The 16,859-nt window shown below is 62.8% G+C and carries 14 protein-coding genes and 2 pseudogenes; 10 read left to right on the top strand and 6 right to left on the bottom strand.

The window, feature by feature from the left end:
- The first annotated feature begins 115 nt into the window (after positions 1 to 115).
- The 5 genes from glcD (at position 116) to RGM2987_RS09385 (ending at position 6,145) form a co-directional block, all read left to right on the top strand.
- Complete coding sequence (glcD, locus tag RGM2987_RS09405; RefSeq protein ID WP_245140104.1) at positions 116 to 1,615, top strand: glycolate oxidase subunit GlcD; 1,500 nt, start codon at positions 116 to 118, stop codon at positions 1,613 to 1,615.
- On the top strand, positions 1,615 to 2,673 hold the full coding sequence (gene glcE / locus RGM2987_RS09400) for a glycolate oxidase subunit GlcE (protein ID WP_245140102.1): 1,059 nt from the start codon (positions 1,615 to 1,617) through the stop codon (positions 2,671 to 2,673). The genes glcD and glcE overlap by 1 nt, the downstream gene beginning before the upstream one ends.
- Before the next feature lie 53 nt (positions 2,674 to 2,726).
- Entirely contained in the window at positions 2,727 to 3,947 is a 1,221-nt protein-coding gene (gene glcF, locus RGM2987_RS09395; protein WP_245140099.1) for a glycolate oxidase subunit GlcF, read from the top strand.
- Positions 3,948 to 4,034: 87 nt separating this feature from the next.
- Positions 4,035 to 5,411 (top strand): VOC family protein, encoded by a 1,377-nt coding sequence (locus RGM2987_RS09390; protein ID WP_245140097.1) that lies wholly within the window; start codon positions 4,035 to 4,037, stop codon positions 5,409 to 5,411.
- Positions 5,412 to 5,626: 215 nt separating this feature from the next.
- On the top strand, positions 5,627 to 6,145 hold the full coding sequence (locus RGM2987_RS09385; protein WP_245140094.1) for an Hcp family type VI secretion system effector: 519 nt from the start codon (positions 5,627 to 5,629) through the stop codon (positions 6,143 to 6,145).
- A 536-nt stretch (positions 6,146 to 6,681) separates the two neighbouring features.
- On the opposite strand, the gene RGM2987_RS09380 is transcribed toward RGM2987_RS09385, so the two are convergent.
- The 6 genes from RGM2987_RS09380 to RGM2987_RS09355 all read right to left on the bottom strand — a co-directional run bounded on the left by RGM2987_RS09380 (position 6,682) and on the right by RGM2987_RS09355 (position 13,433).
- Positions 6,682 to 6,852 (bottom strand): hypothetical protein, encoded by a 171-nt coding sequence (locus RGM2987_RS09380; protein ID WP_245140092.1) that lies wholly within the window; start codon positions 6,850 to 6,852, stop codon positions 6,682 to 6,684.
- 31 nt (positions 6,853 to 6,883) lie between these two features.
- Positions 6,884 to 7,126: a hypothetical protein gene (locus RGM2987_RS09375; protein WP_245140090.1), complete on the bottom strand. Its 243-nt coding sequence runs from the start codon at positions 7,124 to 7,126 to the stop codon at positions 6,884 to 6,886.
- 65 nt (positions 7,127 to 7,191) lie between these two features.
- Positions 7,192 to 8,262: a lipocalin-like domain-containing protein gene (locus RGM2987_RS09370; protein ID WP_245140088.1), complete on the bottom strand. Its 1,071-nt coding sequence runs from the start codon at positions 8,260 to 8,262 to the stop codon at positions 7,192 to 7,194.
- On the bottom strand, positions 8,252 to 10,720 hold the full coding sequence (locus RGM2987_RS09365; RefSeq protein WP_245140085.1) for an FtsX-like permease family protein: 2,469 nt from the start codon (positions 10,718 to 10,720) through the stop codon (positions 8,252 to 8,254). The genes RGM2987_RS09370 and RGM2987_RS09365 overlap by 11 nt, the downstream gene beginning before the upstream one ends.
- Entirely contained in the window at positions 10,720 to 11,385 is a 666-nt protein-coding gene (locus RGM2987_RS09360; RefSeq protein ID WP_245140082.1) for an ABC transporter ATP-binding protein, read from the bottom strand. The genes RGM2987_RS09365 and RGM2987_RS09360 overlap by 1 nt, the downstream gene beginning before the upstream one ends.
- Before the next feature lie 350 nt (positions 11,386 to 11,735).
- Positions 11,736 to 13,433: a sulfatase-like hydrolase/transferase gene (locus RGM2987_RS09355; protein WP_245140079.1), complete on the bottom strand. Its 1,698-nt coding sequence runs from the start codon at positions 13,431 to 13,433 to the stop codon at positions 11,736 to 11,738.
- A gap of 369 nt (positions 13,434 to 13,802) precedes the next feature.
- Here RGM2987_RS09355 and RGM2987_RS09350 point away from each other — a divergent pair, with 369 nt between their 5' ends.
- The 5 genes and pseudogenes from RGM2987_RS09350 to RGM2987_RS09335 all read left to right on the top strand — a co-directional run bounded on the left by RGM2987_RS09350 (position 13,803) and on the right by RGM2987_RS09335 (position 16,839).
- Entirely contained in the window at positions 13,803 to 15,167 is a 1,365-nt protein-coding gene (locus RGM2987_RS09350; RefSeq protein ID WP_245140078.1) for a UDP-glucose/GDP-mannose dehydrogenase family protein, read from the top strand.
- Positions 15,164 to 15,262 (top strand): annotated as a pseudogene (locus RGM2987_RS27580) (NAD-dependent epimerase/dehydratase family protein); the annotation flags it as partial. The gene RGM2987_RS09350 and the pseudogene RGM2987_RS27580, both read left to right, overlap by 4 nt.
- A gap of 39 nt (positions 15,263 to 15,301) precedes the next feature.
- Positions 15,302 to 15,451: pseudogene (locus tag RGM2987_RS27575) on the top strand (UDP-glucuronate 5-epimerase); the annotation flags it as partial.
- Positions 15,448 to 16,194 (top strand): sugar transferase, encoded by a 747-nt coding sequence (locus RGM2987_RS09340; RefSeq protein ID WP_245140077.1) that lies wholly within the window; start codon positions 15,448 to 15,450, stop codon positions 16,192 to 16,194. The pseudogene RGM2987_RS27575 and the gene RGM2987_RS09340, both read left to right, overlap by 4 nt.
- Complete coding sequence (locus RGM2987_RS09335) at positions 16,195 to 16,839, top strand: CpsD/CapB family tyrosine-protein kinase (RefSeq protein ID WP_245140076.1); 645 nt, start codon at positions 16,195 to 16,197, stop codon at positions 16,837 to 16,839.
- Positions 16,840 to 16,859 lie beyond the last annotated feature (20 nt).

Below are 16,859 nucleotides of genomic sequence, written 5' to 3'. Positions count from 1 at the left end.
CTCCCGCTGGGACGGTCCGACGCCTCGGGCGAAGCGGCCCCTCTGTTCACGAGTGCTACGCACTCGAGCGGGAGCAAGCTCCCTCGCCACGGTTCATTTACTCAGGAACACATCCATGAACATCCTCTACGACGAGCACCTCGACGGCCCGCTGCCAAAGGTCGACAAGCAAGCCCTTCTCAAAGCGTTGCAGACCCGGATCCCGGACCTGGAAATCCTCCACCACCAGGAAGACCTCAAGCCCTACGAGTGCGACGGGCTGTCGGCCTACCGCACCACGCCAATGCTGGTGGTCTTGCCGCGGCGGGTCGAACAGGTGCAGGCCCTGCTCAAGCTGTGCCATGGACACAACGTCCCGGTGGTGGCCAGGGGCGCCGGGACCGGTTTGTCCGGCGGCGCCCTGCCCCTGGAGAGCGGTGTGCTGCTGGTGATGGCGCGTTTCAATCAAATCCTGCACATCGACCCGCAGGCACGCACCGCACGCTTGCAGCCAGGGGTGCGCAACCTGGCGATCTCCCAGGCCGCGGCGCCGTTCGGGCTGTATTACGCGCCGGATCCTTCGTCACAGATCGCCTGCTCCATCGGCGGCAATGTCGCGGAAAACGCCGGCGGCGTGCATTGCCTCAAGTACGGTCTGACGGTGCACAATCTGCTGAAGTTGGAAATTCTGACCATTGAAGGCGAACACCTGACCCTGGGCAGCGAGGCCTTGGACGCCCCGGGCCTGGACCTGCTGGCGCTGTTCACCGGCTCCGAAGGGTTGCTGGGGATCATCACCGAAGTGACGGTAAAACTGCTGCCACGGCCCCAGGTCGCCAAGGTGCTGCTGGCCAGCTTCGATTCAGTGGACAAGGCCGGACGAGCAGTGGCCGATATCATTGCCGCCGGCATCATCCCCGGGGGCCTGGAGATGATGGACAACCTGGCGATCCGCGCCGCCGAAGACTTCATCCACGCCGGCTATCCGGTAGAGGCCGAGGCGATCCTGTTGTGCGAGCTGGACGGCGTCGAGTCCGACGTCCACGACGATTGCCGACGGGTCGACCAACTGCTGCAACAGGCCGGGGCCACCGAGGTGCGCCAGGCGCGGGACGAAGCCGAGCGCCTACGGTTCTGGGCCGGGCGCAAGAATGCCTTCCCGGCAGTGGGTCGCCTGGCGCCGGACTACTACTGCATGGACGGCACCATCCCCCGCCGTGCCTTGCCCGAAGTGCTGCAACGCATTGCCAGCCTCGGCGCCGAACATGGGCTGCGGGTCGCTAACGTGTTCCACGCCGGCGACGGCAACATGCACCCGTTGATCCTGTTCGACGCCAATCGTCCCGGCGAACTGGAACGCGCCGAAACCCTGGGCGGGAAAATCCTTGAACTGTGCGTGCAGGTCGGCGGCAGCATCACCGGCGAGCACGGAGTCGGCCGGGAAAAAATCAATCAGATGTGCGCCCAGTTCAACAGCGACGAGCTGCAGCTGTTCCACGCGGTAAAAGCCGCGTTCGACCCCCAGGGCTTGCTGAACCCGGGCAAGAACATCCCGACCCTGCATCGCTGCGCCGAGTTCGGCGCCATGCACATCCATGGCGGGCAACTGCCGTTTCCCGAGCTGGAGCGTTTCTGATGATCGGCGCAGCAGACGGCGACGCCAGCGAGCTGTTGCTGGACCAGGTCAACCGCGCCCGGGCCGACGCCACGCCGCTGCGTATCCAGGGTGGCAACAGCAAGGCATTCCTGGGACGCGAAGTGGCCGGCGAAGTGCTGGACACCCGCGTTCATTGCGGCATCGTCCATTACGATCCCACCGAACTGGTCATCACCGCCCGGGCCGGTACCCCACTGCGCATGCTGTTGGCCGCCCTGGACGCCGCCGGGCAGCGGCTGCCCTGCGAGCCGCCGACATTCGACGGCAACGCCACCGTGGGTGGCATGGTGGCCGCCGGGCTATCGGGGCCGCGTCGGCCCTGGGCCGGTTCGGTGCGCGACTTCGTGCTCGGCAGCCGCCTGATCAGCGGCCACGGCACGCATCTGCGGTTCGGTGGCGAGGTGATGAAAAATGTCGCCGGCTATGACTTGTCGCGCCTGCTGAGCGGCAGTTTCGGCTGCCTGGGGGTAATCACCGAAGTCTCGTTGAAAGTCCTGCCCAAGCCTCGTCACAGTCTGAGCATTCGTCTGGAAATGGACGCCAGCCAGGCCTTGGCAAAACTCGCCGAGTGGGGCCGGCAGCCTTTACCCATCAGCGCAGCCAGCCATGACGGCGACTGTCTGCGCCTGCGCCTCGAAGGCGGCGAAGGATCCGTCAGTGCCGCGCACCAGCGATTCGGCGGCGAAGTGATCGATGACATCTATTGGGCGGACCTGAACGAACATCGCCTGGCATTTTTCGACGAGCGCCTGCCGCTATGGCGCCTGTCGCTGCCCGGCACTACCGGCCCACTTGCCTTGCCCGGCGCGCAATTGATCGACTGGGGCGGCGCCCAACGCTGGTTGAAAACCGATGCCACTACGGTACACCCCCTGGCCCTTGAACTGGGCGGCCATGCCACCTGCTACAGTCATGGCGTCAGCGAGACACCGTTCCAACCGCTGGCCCCGGCGCTGCTGCGTTACCACCGCCAGCTCAAGGCCCGGCTCGATCCGCTGGGGCTGTTCAACCCCGGTCGGATGTACCCGGAGCTATAGTGGCCTGTGTGGCTAATTCGAGCACTCAAATTAACCGTACAGGCCATCAACGTATGCAAACCCGTTTCAGCGACGACGCCAAACGCCTGCCCCGCGCCGAAGAAGCCGAACGGATCCTGCGCAGTTGCGTGCATTGCGGCTTCTGCAATGCCACCTGCCCCACCTATCAACTGCTCGGCGATGAACTGGACGGCCCGCGCGGGCGCATCTACCTGATCAAACAGGTGCTCGAAGGCCAACCCGCCACCGCCAGCACCCAACTGCACCTGGATCGCTGCCTGTCCTGTCGCAGCTGCGAAACCACTTGCCCGTCCGGCGTGGATTACCACAACCTGCTGGACATCGGCCGAGCGATGGTGGATCAAGCCGTCCCGCGCCCGGCCGGCCAACGTGCATTGCGCCTGGGCCTGCGCAGCCTGGCCGCCAGTCCCGAACGCTTCAAAGCCCTGCTGCGCCTTGGCACGGTGTTTCGTCCGCTATTGCCGACGCCCCTCAGTGGCAAGCTACCCCACCCCTCGGCTTCCCACGGCGAGCGCCCGCCGGTGCGCCATGCCCGCCGAGTGTTGCTGCTCGAAGGCTGCGTGCAACCGGGGCTCTCGCCCAATACCAATGCAGCGGCAGCACGGGTACTGGACCGCCTCGGCATCAGCGTCATCGCTGCCCCTGAAGCAGGCTGCTGCGGCGCGCTGGATTATCACCTCGACGCCCAGGCAACCGGCCTGGATCGCGCCCGGCGCAACATCGACGCATGGTGGCCGCATCTGGACAAGGGCGCCGAGGCCATCGTCCAGACCGCCAGTGGCTGTGGCGCTTTCATCAAGGACTACGGGCATCTGCTGGAACTTGATCCAGCCTATGCCGCCAAGGCCAGACAGGTGAGCGAGCGGGCCCTGGACCTGGTGCAAGTGCTCGGCCAGGAGCCGCTGGAACAGATCTGCGCCGCCAGGAACCAGCGCATCGCCGTCCATTGCCCTTGTACCTTGCAACATGCGCAAAGACTCGGTAGCCACATCGAGGCGTTGCTGACGCGCCTGGGCTTCAACCTCACCGAAGTGCCCGACAGCCACTTGTGCTGCGGTTCGGCCGGTACCTACTCGCTGACTCAGCCGGTGTTGGCGCGGCAGTTGCGCGACAACCGCCTCAATGCCTTGGAAAGCGGCCGACCGGAGCTGATCGTCACGGCCAACGTTGGCTGCCAGAACCACCTCGACAGCGCCGGTCGCACGCCCGTGCGGCACTGGATCGAGCTGGTGGATCAGTCCCTGGCAGAATGAAGTCCGGAAGATTCTTCGTTTGCCGGGATGGGTGAAGGCTGCGATCTTTCTCGACACTTCCCACAGCCAGCGCCAGGAATTCCCACAATGAGTTTCGTCAGTCCCGACCTGATCCGCCAACGCTTCTCCCGAGCGATGTCCGACATGTACCGCGACGAAGTGCCGCTGTATGGCGCGCTGGTGCAACTGGTGGAACAGACCAACGCCCAAGTGCTGGCGCAAGCCCCTTCGCTGGCCGCCCACCTGCGCAGCACCGGTGAACTGGAGCGCCTGGACCTGGAGCGCCATGGCGCGATCCGCGTCGGCACGGCGGCAGAACTGGCGACGCTGGGGCGATTGTTTGCCGTCATGGGCATGCAGCCGGTGGGCTATTACGACCTCACGCCAGCCGGGGTGCCGGTGCACTCCACCGCGTTCCGTGCCGTGCATGAAACCGCGCTGCAAGTCAGCCCGTTCCGGGTGTTTACCTCGCTGCTGCGCCTGGAACTGATCGAGAACACCGAGCTTCGAAGCTTCGCCGAGTCAGTCCTGGCCAAACGACAGATCTTCACCCCGCGCGCCCTGGCGCTCATCGATCTTGCCGAGGGTCAGGGTGGGTTGACAGAGTCGCAGGCCGAAGACTTTGTCCTACAGGCCTTGGAGACCTTTCGCTGGCACCACAGCGCCACCGTCACCGCAGAGCAATACCGGCAGTTGAGCGCCCAGCATCGGCTGATCGCCGATGTGGTGGCGTTCAAGGGCCCGCACATCAATCACCTGACGCCGCGCACCCTGGACATCGACATCGTCCAGGCCCAGATGCCCGTGCATGGCATTACTCCCAAAGCCGTGATCGAAGGCCCGCCCCGTCGCCAGTGTCCGATCCTGCTGCGCCAGACCAGCTTCAAGGCCCTCGACGAGCCCGTCGCCTTTACCGACCAGCCGCAGTCCCAAGGCAGCCACAGCGCCCGCTTCGGCGAAATCGAACAGCGCGGCGCCGCCCTCACGCCAAAGGGTCGTGCGCTTTACGATCAATTGCTCAACGCGGCGCGTGATGCCCTGGGGGCGTTTCCCAACGAAGCCAATGCCGAGCGCTATAACACGCTGATGGCCGAGCACTTCGTGTCGTTCCCGGATACTCACGATGAATTGCGTCGGCAAGCTTTGGCCTACTTCCGCTATTTCGTGACGCCCGAAGGCCTTGCCGCCAAAGGCACCCTCGACCGAGGCGCTACGCTCGAACAACTGCTGGAACAGCAATACCTACGCGCCGAGCCTTTGGTGTATGAAGACTTCTTGCCAGTCAGCGCCGCCGGTATCTTCCAGTCCAACCTCGGCGATGCCGCCCAGAATCACTATGCCGGACAGTCCAACCGCCAGGCTTTCGAAGAGGCGCTGGGGCGGGCGACGATCGACGAGTTGGGGCTGTATGCCCAGACGCAACAGCGCTCCATCGATGAATGCCTGGCGGCGTTGGGTGTGTAGGAATAGGTTGTAAGACGGGGATGGCAGGAAGTTGCGTTGGGCTGGGCAAGGCTTGATGCGATTTTCTGTCAGCACAGCGTGGATTTGTGCAAACAAAACATCCAACGCATTGATTTAGAAGATTTTTTTAAAAATGGCACAGCTCTTGATAATCGTCTGGCCCCTCGGGACGATTCACGTCCTCGAGGACTTCGTTATCCAGGAAGGAGCGTCCATTGGCTATCCCCGCATACATGTCCATTATTGGCCCGAACAACGAATTGGTCACCGCAGACGCGTCCACCCCCAAGTCGGTAGGCAATCTGTACCAGTCCGGTCATATAGATGAGGTGATGGTACAGGCTATCGAGCATCGTATAACCGTCCCGTATTCCCCCCAGTCCGGTCAGGTAGCTGGCCAGCGCCTCCACCATCCTCTGGTTGTCACCAAGATATTCGACAGGACCTCGCCACTGTTGCAGGGATTCCTGAGCAGCCGCCAGCTCCTGAAGAGCGTTGAAATCAGCTGGTACCGAACTTCCAGCGAGGGCAAGGAGGAGCGTTACTACACCACTACCTTAATGGACGTGTCTATCGTCGAGATCAAGGACTACATGCTCCATTGCCAAGATCCGGCCAACGCGCATCTTACCCACATGCAGGAGGTACATTTCTCGTACCGCCAAATCGATTGGACTCACATTGGGAGCAGTACTTCAAATACCGACAGCTGGGGTGCGGCGCCCGCCGCTTAACTCCGACACAACCATCCACTCATCGACCAGCCGCTGCTGGTCGATGTGCAATCAGACTTATCAAAAAGTTTTAATCCGGATGGTGTTCGCCCAGTGCAACGGCCTCGGCATTCCATGCACTGGTAAAGAGCCAACACTGGGCGAACGGGCACAATAATAGTGGAACTTTCACACTGTGTCCGCCGTCCCGTTTAAATATCTGTTTATCTTTAGTCGTAACTATCAACGACTGAACAAATACCCTCCCGTTCGTACAATTACATTTGATCTACACCGCCCCTGTGGCGAGGGAGCTTGCCCCCGCTCGGCCGCGCAGCGGACGCCGCTTTTGGGGCCTGCTGCGCAGTCCAGCGGGAGCAAGCTCCCTCGCCACAGGGATTTGTGTGTGACACATATCACCTATAAATAACTGTACAAACAGCTATACAAAAATAATTAGCAAGTACAAAAAGTTATCAGCTAGCCCACCCAACACTTCACAGCCGAGTTAAACATTTATTAACAAATTCGTTTAATAACTGACGATATATGCGAAGTCAGTCATGCCGCCCGGTTTTCTGTGCATCGGTCTCCCCCGCCTCGGGGTCGCCCTGCTGCTTGCGCTTGACCGGGTCGTTCGGGCGAAGGGCGTCGTTGTCGCGCTCCACTTCGCCGGGCATTGCCGGTTCGTCGGGGTTCTGCTGGGCTTGATCAGGATGGTGCTTCATGGCGAACTCCTTGGGTCGTTCGCGCCTGGGATCAGGCGTCGGGGTCGGCGACTTCTTCGGCGACATTGGCATCCGGGGAACGTTGGTGCAGTTGCTCGGCCCGGGCCTTGAGCTCCTGCCACTGCGTCAGGTCGATGGCGCCCTGGCCGAACAGGTCGTCGGCCACTCGCATCAACTCGGTGAAATGGGCGTCGGGGGACTGCTGCCAATAAGCTTGGTCGTCGAACAGTCGCTGCCAATCGGCCAGGGACGGAAGTTTGAGGTCATCGCTCATGACGGGCTCCTGCGAGGCATTCATAAGCTATGAGGGTCGAGGTTTGGGAGGAGTTCCGGCGGGTTTCAGTAGCCGGTCATTTCCAGGTAGCCCGTGCCGCCGTGGCTGCCCTGCAACTGCACCGGGCCTTCCCAATAGGGAATGCGCAGGTCCATCCAGGCGTCGGGGTTCAGGGCCTGGGTGGTGATGTCGAGCTGTTTGCCGGGAATCCTGATCGACCAGCGCACCGGCATCGAGCGCCCGGCGACCTTGGCCCGGTCCAACGGCACAAGCTCGATGTCCCCGGCATGCAGGCTCTGCGCCTGGCCGCGAGCATCGATCCACGTGCCGGTGAGGTACGGCGCGCCGTCCTTGTGGCGCATGCGGTACAGCATCACATGTTCGCCATTGTCCAGGTGCAGGGAGAACCAGTCCCACCCGGTCTGGTTGGCGGTAAGGGGTTGGCTGCTCCACTCCCGGTCAAGCCAGGCCGGGCCGTTGACCTGATAGCGCTGGCCGTCGATGTCCAGTTGGCCGCTGGCCTGGAAGAACGGCTGGCTGTAGTAATACGACGCCTGGCCGGCAGCGGATTTCTGGCTGAAGCCATTATCGCCCTGTAACACCAGCGGCCGGGTCGAGGTGAGCCGCAACTCGTAGCTGAAGCGCGGGTCACGGGCCTTCAGTTGCATGTCCGCCAGAGGGTCGGCCCCTGGCGCGTGGGTAGCGAACTGCCAGTCATCAATCCAGGCATTGAATGGCACAGCCTGCACGCCGGCCTGCCCCACCCCGCCCCGGGCGTAGCGTTCGGCGGCGTGGTGCACAGTGGCGGACGTGACGGCGGCGTGACCGAGCCAGATCGTCTGGTTGCGCCAGCCGCTCACCTGGGGTGCGGCATTCAGGGCGCTGCGAAACAGCGTCCACTGCACGCCGAATTCCCGGCCCTGGGCGTCCTTGAGATTGGCGGTGACGTACCACCACTCGATACGAAAACCTTCATGGGCGCCATGGTCAGCCGGGAAGCTGAACACCCGCCCCGGCACCACCGGCGTGAACGCGACAGCCTGGTCGCCCAAGCCGGCAAAGCCCTTTTGCGGCGCCTGGGCGTTGTCGCAGCCGTTGAGCAACGCCAGCAACATCAGCCCGATCCTAATCTTCATGGGCGAAGGTCCTCAGCAAATCCGCCGGATGCGTGCGGTACAGCGCGTACAGCGGCCAGGCTGACGCCAGCAGCGTGGCAAGCATCGCCAGGGCCAGCAATTGCGCCAGTTGCAGCGGGAACACCCGCAACGGCAGGCGCCAGCCGAAGGCCTGCACGTTGATCACCGCGTCCAGGCACCAGGCCAGGGCGATGCCCAGCGGCACGGCCAGCACCAGGGTCAACAGCGCCAGCAGCCAGGTCTGGCCGAGGTTGAGCAGCATCAGCTGGCGCCGCGTCACGCCCAGCGCCCACAGCGGCGCCAACTGGCCGAGACGACTCTGGCTCTGGGTCAGCAGGCTGATGAACAGCGCCACCCCGGCCACCGCCAGGGTCAGGCTGTTGAGCGCGGCGGTGGCGGCAAAGGTGCGCTCGAAGACCTGGGTCGACCAACCCTTGAGCCGCGCCTGATCGACAATGTGGTTGTCATCCAGAGTGAAGCGGCTTTGCAGCGCCGTCAGCAGCGAAGGGATCGCGGACGGCTCGATACGCAGGTTGAAGCGATTCGGCGTCAGCTGCGGCCAATGGGCCAACAAGTGATCGGCATTGACCAGCACGTGCCCCTTGGGATTGCCGTAGTCGGCGTAGATCCCGACGATGCGCGGCGTCCAGGGCCCCTGGGGCGTCGGCAATGTCATCTGATCGCCAACCTTCACTTTCAGACGCCGGGCCAACTGCTCGCTGAGCATCAGGGTATCGGCGCCGGCCAGTTGCTCCCAGGGCTTGTCGCCGGCGGACTCCAGCAGCGGCCAATGCTGGCGGTAGTTCGGGTGATCGATGATGCCGTAGACGTCGGTCGGCCAGCCTTGCACCGGCACGGACACTTGCCAATTGGGCAGTACGGCGCTGATCGTCGGCTGTTGCATGAGCCAGCTTCGCAGCTCACCCGCCTGCGCCGCAGTTTGCGGGTTGATGTACAGCTCGGCGGTCAGGCGCTGTTCAAGCCAGTTGTTGAAAGTCTGGCGGAAACCGGAGGTCATGCTGCCGGCGCCGATGTTCGCCGCCAGCGCCAGCAGCAGCGCCATCAGGGCCAGGCTCAGCGTCGGCAATTGCTGGCGGCAGTCAGCGAGAAACCATTGCCCGAGCACTGAGCGACCGCGCCGCGCCAACTGGTTCAGCGCTGCGTTGAGCAACACCGGCAAGGCCAGTGCCGCGCCCAGCAACAGGGCCGTCATCAGGACAAAACCACTGGCGAGGCTGTCACCCCAGATCAACGCCGACACAGCGATCAATGCCGCCAACGTGGCCACCCAGCCCTGGCGTCGCAACCAGCGCCCATGGGCCTGATGCCAAGCTTGGGGGTTAGCCAGCGCCAGCAACGGCAGACGCGCCGCCCGCAGCAAGCTGTCGGCCCCGGCCAGCAGCGCGCCGAGCAGGCTCAGGCCGATACCGCTGAACCACCATGCCGGGCTGAGGTTCAGGTGCCCGGCCACTTCGGCGCCGTACAAGCCGCGCAGGCTCGCTGCGACATCGGGCAGCAGCAGGCTCGCCAGCCAATAGCCACTGATCACCCCGGCGACCCCGCCCAGCAAGGCCAACGCACCCAATTCCATGACCAGGCTAGCGATCAGCACCCGGGCACTGACGCCACAGGCGCGCAGGGTTCGCAGCAGACTGCGGCGTTGCTCCAGGGCCAGGCCGATGGCTGCATGAACGATGAACAAACCAACCACAAAGGATAAAAACCCCAGCGCATCAAGGTTCAGGTGAAAGCTTTCGGTCAGGCGCGACAGGTTGTTTTCTTCATCGGCGCGCTTGAATTGCAGCCGACCGTTGAACGCCTCCGGCAACGCGGCGCTGAACGTGGCGGGCAGCAGCAGTCGCGACAACTGGTCCGGCAGCCCGAGCACCTGCTGGGCAAAGCCGATGTCCATCAACAGCAGGCCCGGCGCCATGTCCACCTGGACATGCAGCGGCGGCAGCGTTTGCCCGTCGGCGGTCTGTGGCCGGTCACCTTCACTCAACCTCAAAGCTTGCAGCGTCTGGGGCGCGATCCAGGTGCGGCCGGGGTCGGTGAAAAATTCCACGACCTCGGCCATCTCCCGCGCCTGCCCCGCCAGCGCCGTACCGGGTGGTAGCGACACCGGGTCGATGCCCATCAGTTGCAGGCGCTGGTCCTCATGCCCCTTGAGCACCACCCGGGCCTGCAACACCGGCGACACCGGCCAGCCCTGGCGCCGCAGCTCGACGAACCATTGCTGGGTAAAGGTGCCGCCACCGGGCGCGCTGAGACTGGCCTGGGGCTGGCCACCAATGAGCTGGCTGGCCCGGGCATAGCTTTCCCGGGCCTGACTGTTCAATGCCTGGACCCCGGTAAGCAGACTGGTGGCGAGCCACAGGCCGGTCAATACGCTGAAAAACTGCACCGGGTGCTGTCGCCAATGGCTGAGCAAGGCCTTGAGGGTCTGGCGAAAAATCATCACGCCTGGGCCTGCGCCAGACGTCCACGGTGTAACACCACGCGCTGGGCCAGACGCGCCGCCACCCGCGAACTGTGGGTCACCATCAAAAGGCTGGTGGAGCTGCCGTCCAGCAGTTCCAGCAACAGCTGCAAGACTTCATCGCTGGTGGCCTCGTCGAGGCTGCCGGTGGGTTCGTCGGCCAGCAGCAAAGGCGGTCGAGAAGCCAGCGCCCGCCCCAACGCCACCCGTTGCTGCTGCCCGCCGGATAGTTGCTCGGGATAGCGGCGCAACAGGTCCTTGAGCCCCAGCCGCCCCACCAAATGGCTTTGCCAGGCCGGGTCGTAGCGGCCAGCCAGTCGCGCCTGGAACGCCAGGTTGTCTTGCACCGACAAGCTGCTGATGAGGTTGAATTGCTGGAACACCAGGCCGATTTCCGTACGCCGCCAGTTCGCCAATTGGCTTTCGCTCATCCCGTCGAGCTGATACTCGCCACTGCGGATGCTGCCGCCATCAACCTTGTCCAGTCCGGCCACCAAGTGCAGCAAGGTGCTCTTGCCACTGCCGGACTCCCCCATCAACGCCAGGCTGCTGCCGGGTGGTAGCGTCAGGTCGATGCCTTGCAACACCGGCAGCGGACCCTGGGGGGTGAGGTAGCTTTTGAATACTTCACGCACTTGCAGCATGGAACGGCCCGATGGATAAACGTAGGGCTCAGGATAGCGGAGTTGAGCGGCGGACCCATCCAGAAATGACTACGCGACTGGCTTGCCGCCACGGCAAACCGACAGACCGCTATCGCGAGCAAGCTCGCTCCCACAGGGATACGTGGCGGACACCATTGCCATGAACACCCCTAAATACTGTGGGAGCGGGCTTGCTCGCGAAGGCGTCATCACATTCAACATCATTGCAAGCTGACACACCGCTTTCGCGAGCAAGCCCGCTCCCACATTAGGGGATTCGTGGCGGACACCATTGCTTTGAACTCCCCGCTCCCACGGGGGGCTTTGGACGCTCAAGACCTCATGTGGAATCAATGCCCCGCCGTCATTTCAGCCTGGGTCGGTTTGGGTGTGACTATAGTGTCAAGGTCAATGTGCCGCCACGCCGGTTTCGCTCCCAGTCGGGCGTTGAAGCGGTAGTTGAAGGTGAAGTCGTCATCGGTGGGTTGGTCCAGGGCCTTGCCATAAGCCGATTCGGTCGCGGTCGGTTCGTATCCCATCAAACGCAACAGGGTTGGGAAGATGTTGTAGTGACTGGAGCGATCCTTGTTCTGTGCCCAGGCCCGTTGCCAATCCAGGGTGTGCAACTGCGCCCCCTCCATCACCACCAACGGCACCAGGCCCTCTTCCGCTACCGGATAGCCACCGCAATGGGTGTTGAGCCCGGGATTGCCGCGCTCGTGCAGGTCCTGGCCGTGGTCGGAGGTGTAGATCACGACGGCATTGCTCAAATTGCCCTGCTGGAAGATTCGCTTGAAGAACTCGCCGACATTCCACAGCAGGGTGTTGCGGTAAGCGTTGCGGTACAGCACCCAGTCATCGCTCTGACCATTGAAGCCATCGCGCTTGCCAGTGTCGGAAATGTCCTGGAATTGCCCACGGGGCAAAGCCGGCCGGTAGCGCATGAAGTCGTCGGGGTATTTGTCGTGGACCGGGAAATGCGCCCCCACCTTGTTGACCACCACCAGTTCGGCCCGGTCGTCGCCCAGCAGCTCGATCAGTTTTGCCGCAGCGGCCATGTCGCGATCGAGCACACGGGCCTGGTCGAATTGGACGAATTCGTCGATGTCCCGTTTTTCGACATCGGTCATCAGGTTCTGCAGATTGCCGCCTGTGCGCTGGGCGTCGATGTACACCGTGCGCAAACCGGCTTTTTTGGCGTACTGCCAGATCGACGGCAAGGTGCTGTTGATGCGCACATAGTCGGCGCGGGTGCCACCGTAACGCAGGGTGACATTGGTATCGGCGCTGCAATTGGCGATGGAGGCCGCATAGCCAAAATTGAAGACCCGCACGCCGTCAGGCGGCGTTTCAAGCCCCGTGGGCACACCTCCCGCAGTGTTGATATCCAGGTAATTGCCCGCCACGCTCTCATCGATGATCAGTACGATATCGTGATTGATCGGCGAGGTTAGCCGCGCGATACGAATCGATTCGCGAGGGCCGATCGTGCTGTGCAAGACCTCGTAGCCAAACAGATTCAAGTAGGCCAGCGGCGTGTACATGATCGGCAGCCCGCGCGCGCCCTCCCCCGCCCGCACGAACAGCACCGTACTGAGCAATAGCACCCCGAGCACTGGCGCGGCGACGGGCAGCCAGGCCGGCATCGCCATCCGCCGACGCGGCTTGAGGCCGATGCCCAACAGCAACAACAGGCCGCCGGCCGCCGAGCTGATGATCACCTCGCGGTACTGGTAGGCCGCCTCCTGGATGAAACCGCCGGAATAGACCAGCGACACGAACTGGCTGTAGGTCAGGTAACTGTCGGTCACCCGCCCATAGACCTCGAAAAACACCGCCGAGATAAACATCGCCAACGCGAACAGATGCCGCACCAGCGCCTGGCGGATGTAAGCAGTCATCCACAGCGCTACCACCAATGCCACGAACATCGCACCGTACAACAGCGTGGCGACGCCAATACCCAGTGCCGCCAGACGATCCAGGTAATCGTGATAGCCACGGATCAGGTACAGCACCAACAGCAGTTCCTTGACGTATCGGGTCATGGTTTTCTCGACGGATTCGCGGTGCTGGAAACAGGGTTGATTTGTGGACACTAGCAGCCGCTTCCCAAAGCGCAAGAAAGTTCATGCGTCAAAAAAAAGTTAGCTCGAAAATGACACACTTAACAGGTGAAAATCGCCAAAATCTATGGATAAATACCGTTCATCGCTTTGTTAAACAGGCTTTTAACCCTTTAAAAACGTGACTTTTTCAAGTCAGTCAAGGACTTGATATCAAAACGCCAAGTGCTGTCTAGTTTTATCGAAGATGACAACTGTCATTTTGCTGACACGCTTTTCTGAGGCTGCGCTATACCCCCTCTTAACAGTTTCATCCGAGTTACATAAACCGGTTGATGAGGCGTGCCAAAGATGGACGTGAGCGTATTTGGAACGGGGTATGTGGGGCTGATCCAGGCGGCGGCGCTGGCCGATGTCGGACACCGGGTTTTGTGCATCGACATCGACCCGAACAAGATCCGTCAATTGCAACAGGCCGTGCCACCGATCAGCGAACCCGGCCTGTCCGATCTGCTCGAAGACAACATCAAAGCCGGTCGCCTGCTGTTCAGTAGCCAAGCCAGCGATGCAGTCAACCATGGCGAGCTGATTTTCATCGCCGTCGGCACCCCTGCCGATGAAGACGGTTCGGCCGACCTTAGCCATGTGCTGGCCGTGACCCGGCAGATCGCCGACTTCATGGACAGCGACCGCACCCTGATCATCAAGTCCACCGTGCCGGTGGGCACCGCCGACAAAGTGGCCGAATGCGCCCGCCAGGCGCTGGCTCGCCGGGGCCTGAAACAACTGAACGTGCGGGTGGTGTCCAACCCCGAGTTTCTCAAGGAAGGCAGCGCCCTGGCCGATTGCATGCGTCCGGACCGGATCATCATCGGCACCACCGACCTGCTGGCCCGCGAGCAGATGAGCGAGCTCTACGCGCCGTTCTGCCGCAACCACGAAAAGCTGATGTTCATGGACAACCGCAGCGCTGAACTGACCAAGTACGCCGCCAACGCCATGCTCGCCACCCGCATCAGCTTCATGAACGAACTGGCCAACCTCACCGAACGGTTGGGGGCCGACATAGAAGCAGTGCGCAGGGGGATCGGCTCGGATCCGCGCATCGGCTATCACTTTATCTATCCCGGCTGCGGCTTCGGCGGCTCGTGCTTTCCCAAGGACCTGCGCGCCCTGCTGCATACCGCCGAACAGAGCGGCATGCCGCTGCGCCTGCTGCGCAGCGTCACCGATGTCAACGACCGCCAACGACATATCCTGTTCGAGAAACTCTCCCAGCAATTTCCCGACGGCCTGGCCGGCAAATCCATTGCGATCTGGGGCCTGGCGTTCAAACCCAACACCGATGACATGCGCGAAGCACCCAGCCGGTACCTGATGGACGCACTGTGGCGCGAAGGCGCACGGGTCCAGGCGTATGACCCGGAAGCCATGTCCGAATGCCGTCGCCTCTATGGCTATCGCAAGGACCTGAATCTGTGCGCCACTCGCGACGACACCCTGGAAGACGCCGACGCGCTGGTGATCTGTACCGAATGGAAAAATTTCCGCGTGGTGGATTTCGACCTGTTGGCCAGTAAGTTGCGCGCCCGGGTGATCATCGACGGACGCAACCTGTACAACCCTGAACACCTGGCCGCCGCCGGGCTTGTGTATCGCGGCATCGGCTTGCGCCATACCGTGCCGCACGCCCACGTCACAGGGCCACAAGCGTGAATATCCTGGTGACCGGCGCAGCCGGGTTCATCGGCGCTCACTGCGTCCTGCGGCTGACCCGTGACGGCCATCGGGTCTGCGGGCTGGACACTTTCCTGGAAATTTGCCGTTGCGATCCGGTCAGGTACCTGATCTGCGCCTCCTCAAGCTCGGTCTCCGGATTCACACCAGGCATCGAACTGGACGAGGGCCTGGGCCGTTTCATCCAGTGGTTCCTCGATTACTACCCACTGCCTGTCGCCCACGCGCCGCTTGCGGCCGAACTTCAGCGGAGGAGTCTATGACCCGCCATGAGCATGACCTGCCCACCAACGCCCTCGGACGCGACAAACGTGTCGACCCCGACCACCGCCGGCGCCTGGACGCCGCCATCCACCGCCAAGGCCGTGGCTGGCTGACCGGCCGCTACGGTGGTCGGCCGTGGACCGTCTCGCGCACCAACCGGATCGTGGCCTGCCTGGGCGCACTGGCCATTTTGCTGCTGCTCTGCCCGCTGCTGCTGGGCCTGGCGCTGCTGGTGAAACGCTCAAGCCCAGGCCCGGTGCTGTTCGTGCAGAAACGCACCGGCTACCGCGGCCGCGTGTTCGGCATGTACAAGTTCCGCACCATGGTCGCCGACGCCGAGAGCCTCAAGGAGTCATTGCGCCATCTGAACAAACACGGCGCCGATGCCATCGACTTCAAGATCGACAACGACCCACGCATTACCCCTATCGGCCGGTTCCTGCGCCGCAGCAGCCTCGATGAACTGCCGAACCTGATCAATGTAGTGACTGGTGACATGCGCCTGGTGGGCCCGCGGCCGACCTCGTTCAACGCCTATCGCTACAAGGACAACCATCTTGTGCGGCTGAGCATCTACCCCGGCATGACCGGCCTGTGGCAGATCTCCGGGCGCAGCAATATCGACTTCGACCAGCGCGTGGAACTGGACCTCAGCTATATCGCCGAGCAGAGCCTGTTGCTGGATTTGAAGATCCTGGTGATTACCCCCTTCAAAGTGTTCAGCGGCCACGGAGCGAGTTAAATGGACGGTTCGACGAATATCCTCACCATAGCGAGCCCGAGCGAGAGCAACCTGACCTCGACCGTGCTCGACCCTTCACTGCGGACCTTGCTTCTGACGTCCGCCAATACCGGCACCGGCACCAGCACCAGCGCCATGGCGCTCGCCGCGCAACTGGCGCAGATGAGCAGCGGCCCCGTGCTGCTGGTGGATGCCAGCCAGTCGCCACGCAACCTCAGCCAGCAGCTATCGCTGCACAAGGAGCGCGGTTTCAGCGACCTGCTGTTCAACAGCCTCGCCCCACCGCTGTTGCAAGACTGCGTGGTGCAGGTGTCCAGCCTGCCCTTTGATGTGCTGCCCCAGGGTCGCCTTGGGCGCAATGCCGAACGCCTGAGCCCCGAGCGCCTGCGCCCGCTGCTCAAGCAATTGTCGTCACGCTACCGCTTCGTGGTGATCGACGCCGACGCGGTGTATTCGGCCAGCGACACCCTGGTGCTCAGCACCCAGGTTGACGGCGTGGTGCTGGTGGTACGCGGCGAGGACACCCGCTGGGAAGTGGCCCAGGCCACCCGCCAGCGCCTGGCCCAGGCCGGCGCGAAAGTGGTGGGCAGCGTGTTCAACCGCCGCAAGTACTACATGCCCAAGTGGCTCTACAACAACCTGTAAGCCTGCAAAAGGATGACGAG

The sequence above is a fragment of the Pseudomonas sp. RGM2987 genome (assembly GCF_022952855.1).
In the GTDB taxonomy this organism is placed as follows: domain Bacteria; phylum Pseudomonadota; class Gammaproteobacteria; order Pseudomonadales; family Pseudomonadaceae; genus Aquipseudomonas.
The sequence above is the reverse complement of the archived record's forward strand: the minus strand, read 5'-3'. Positions and strand labels throughout refer to the sequence as shown.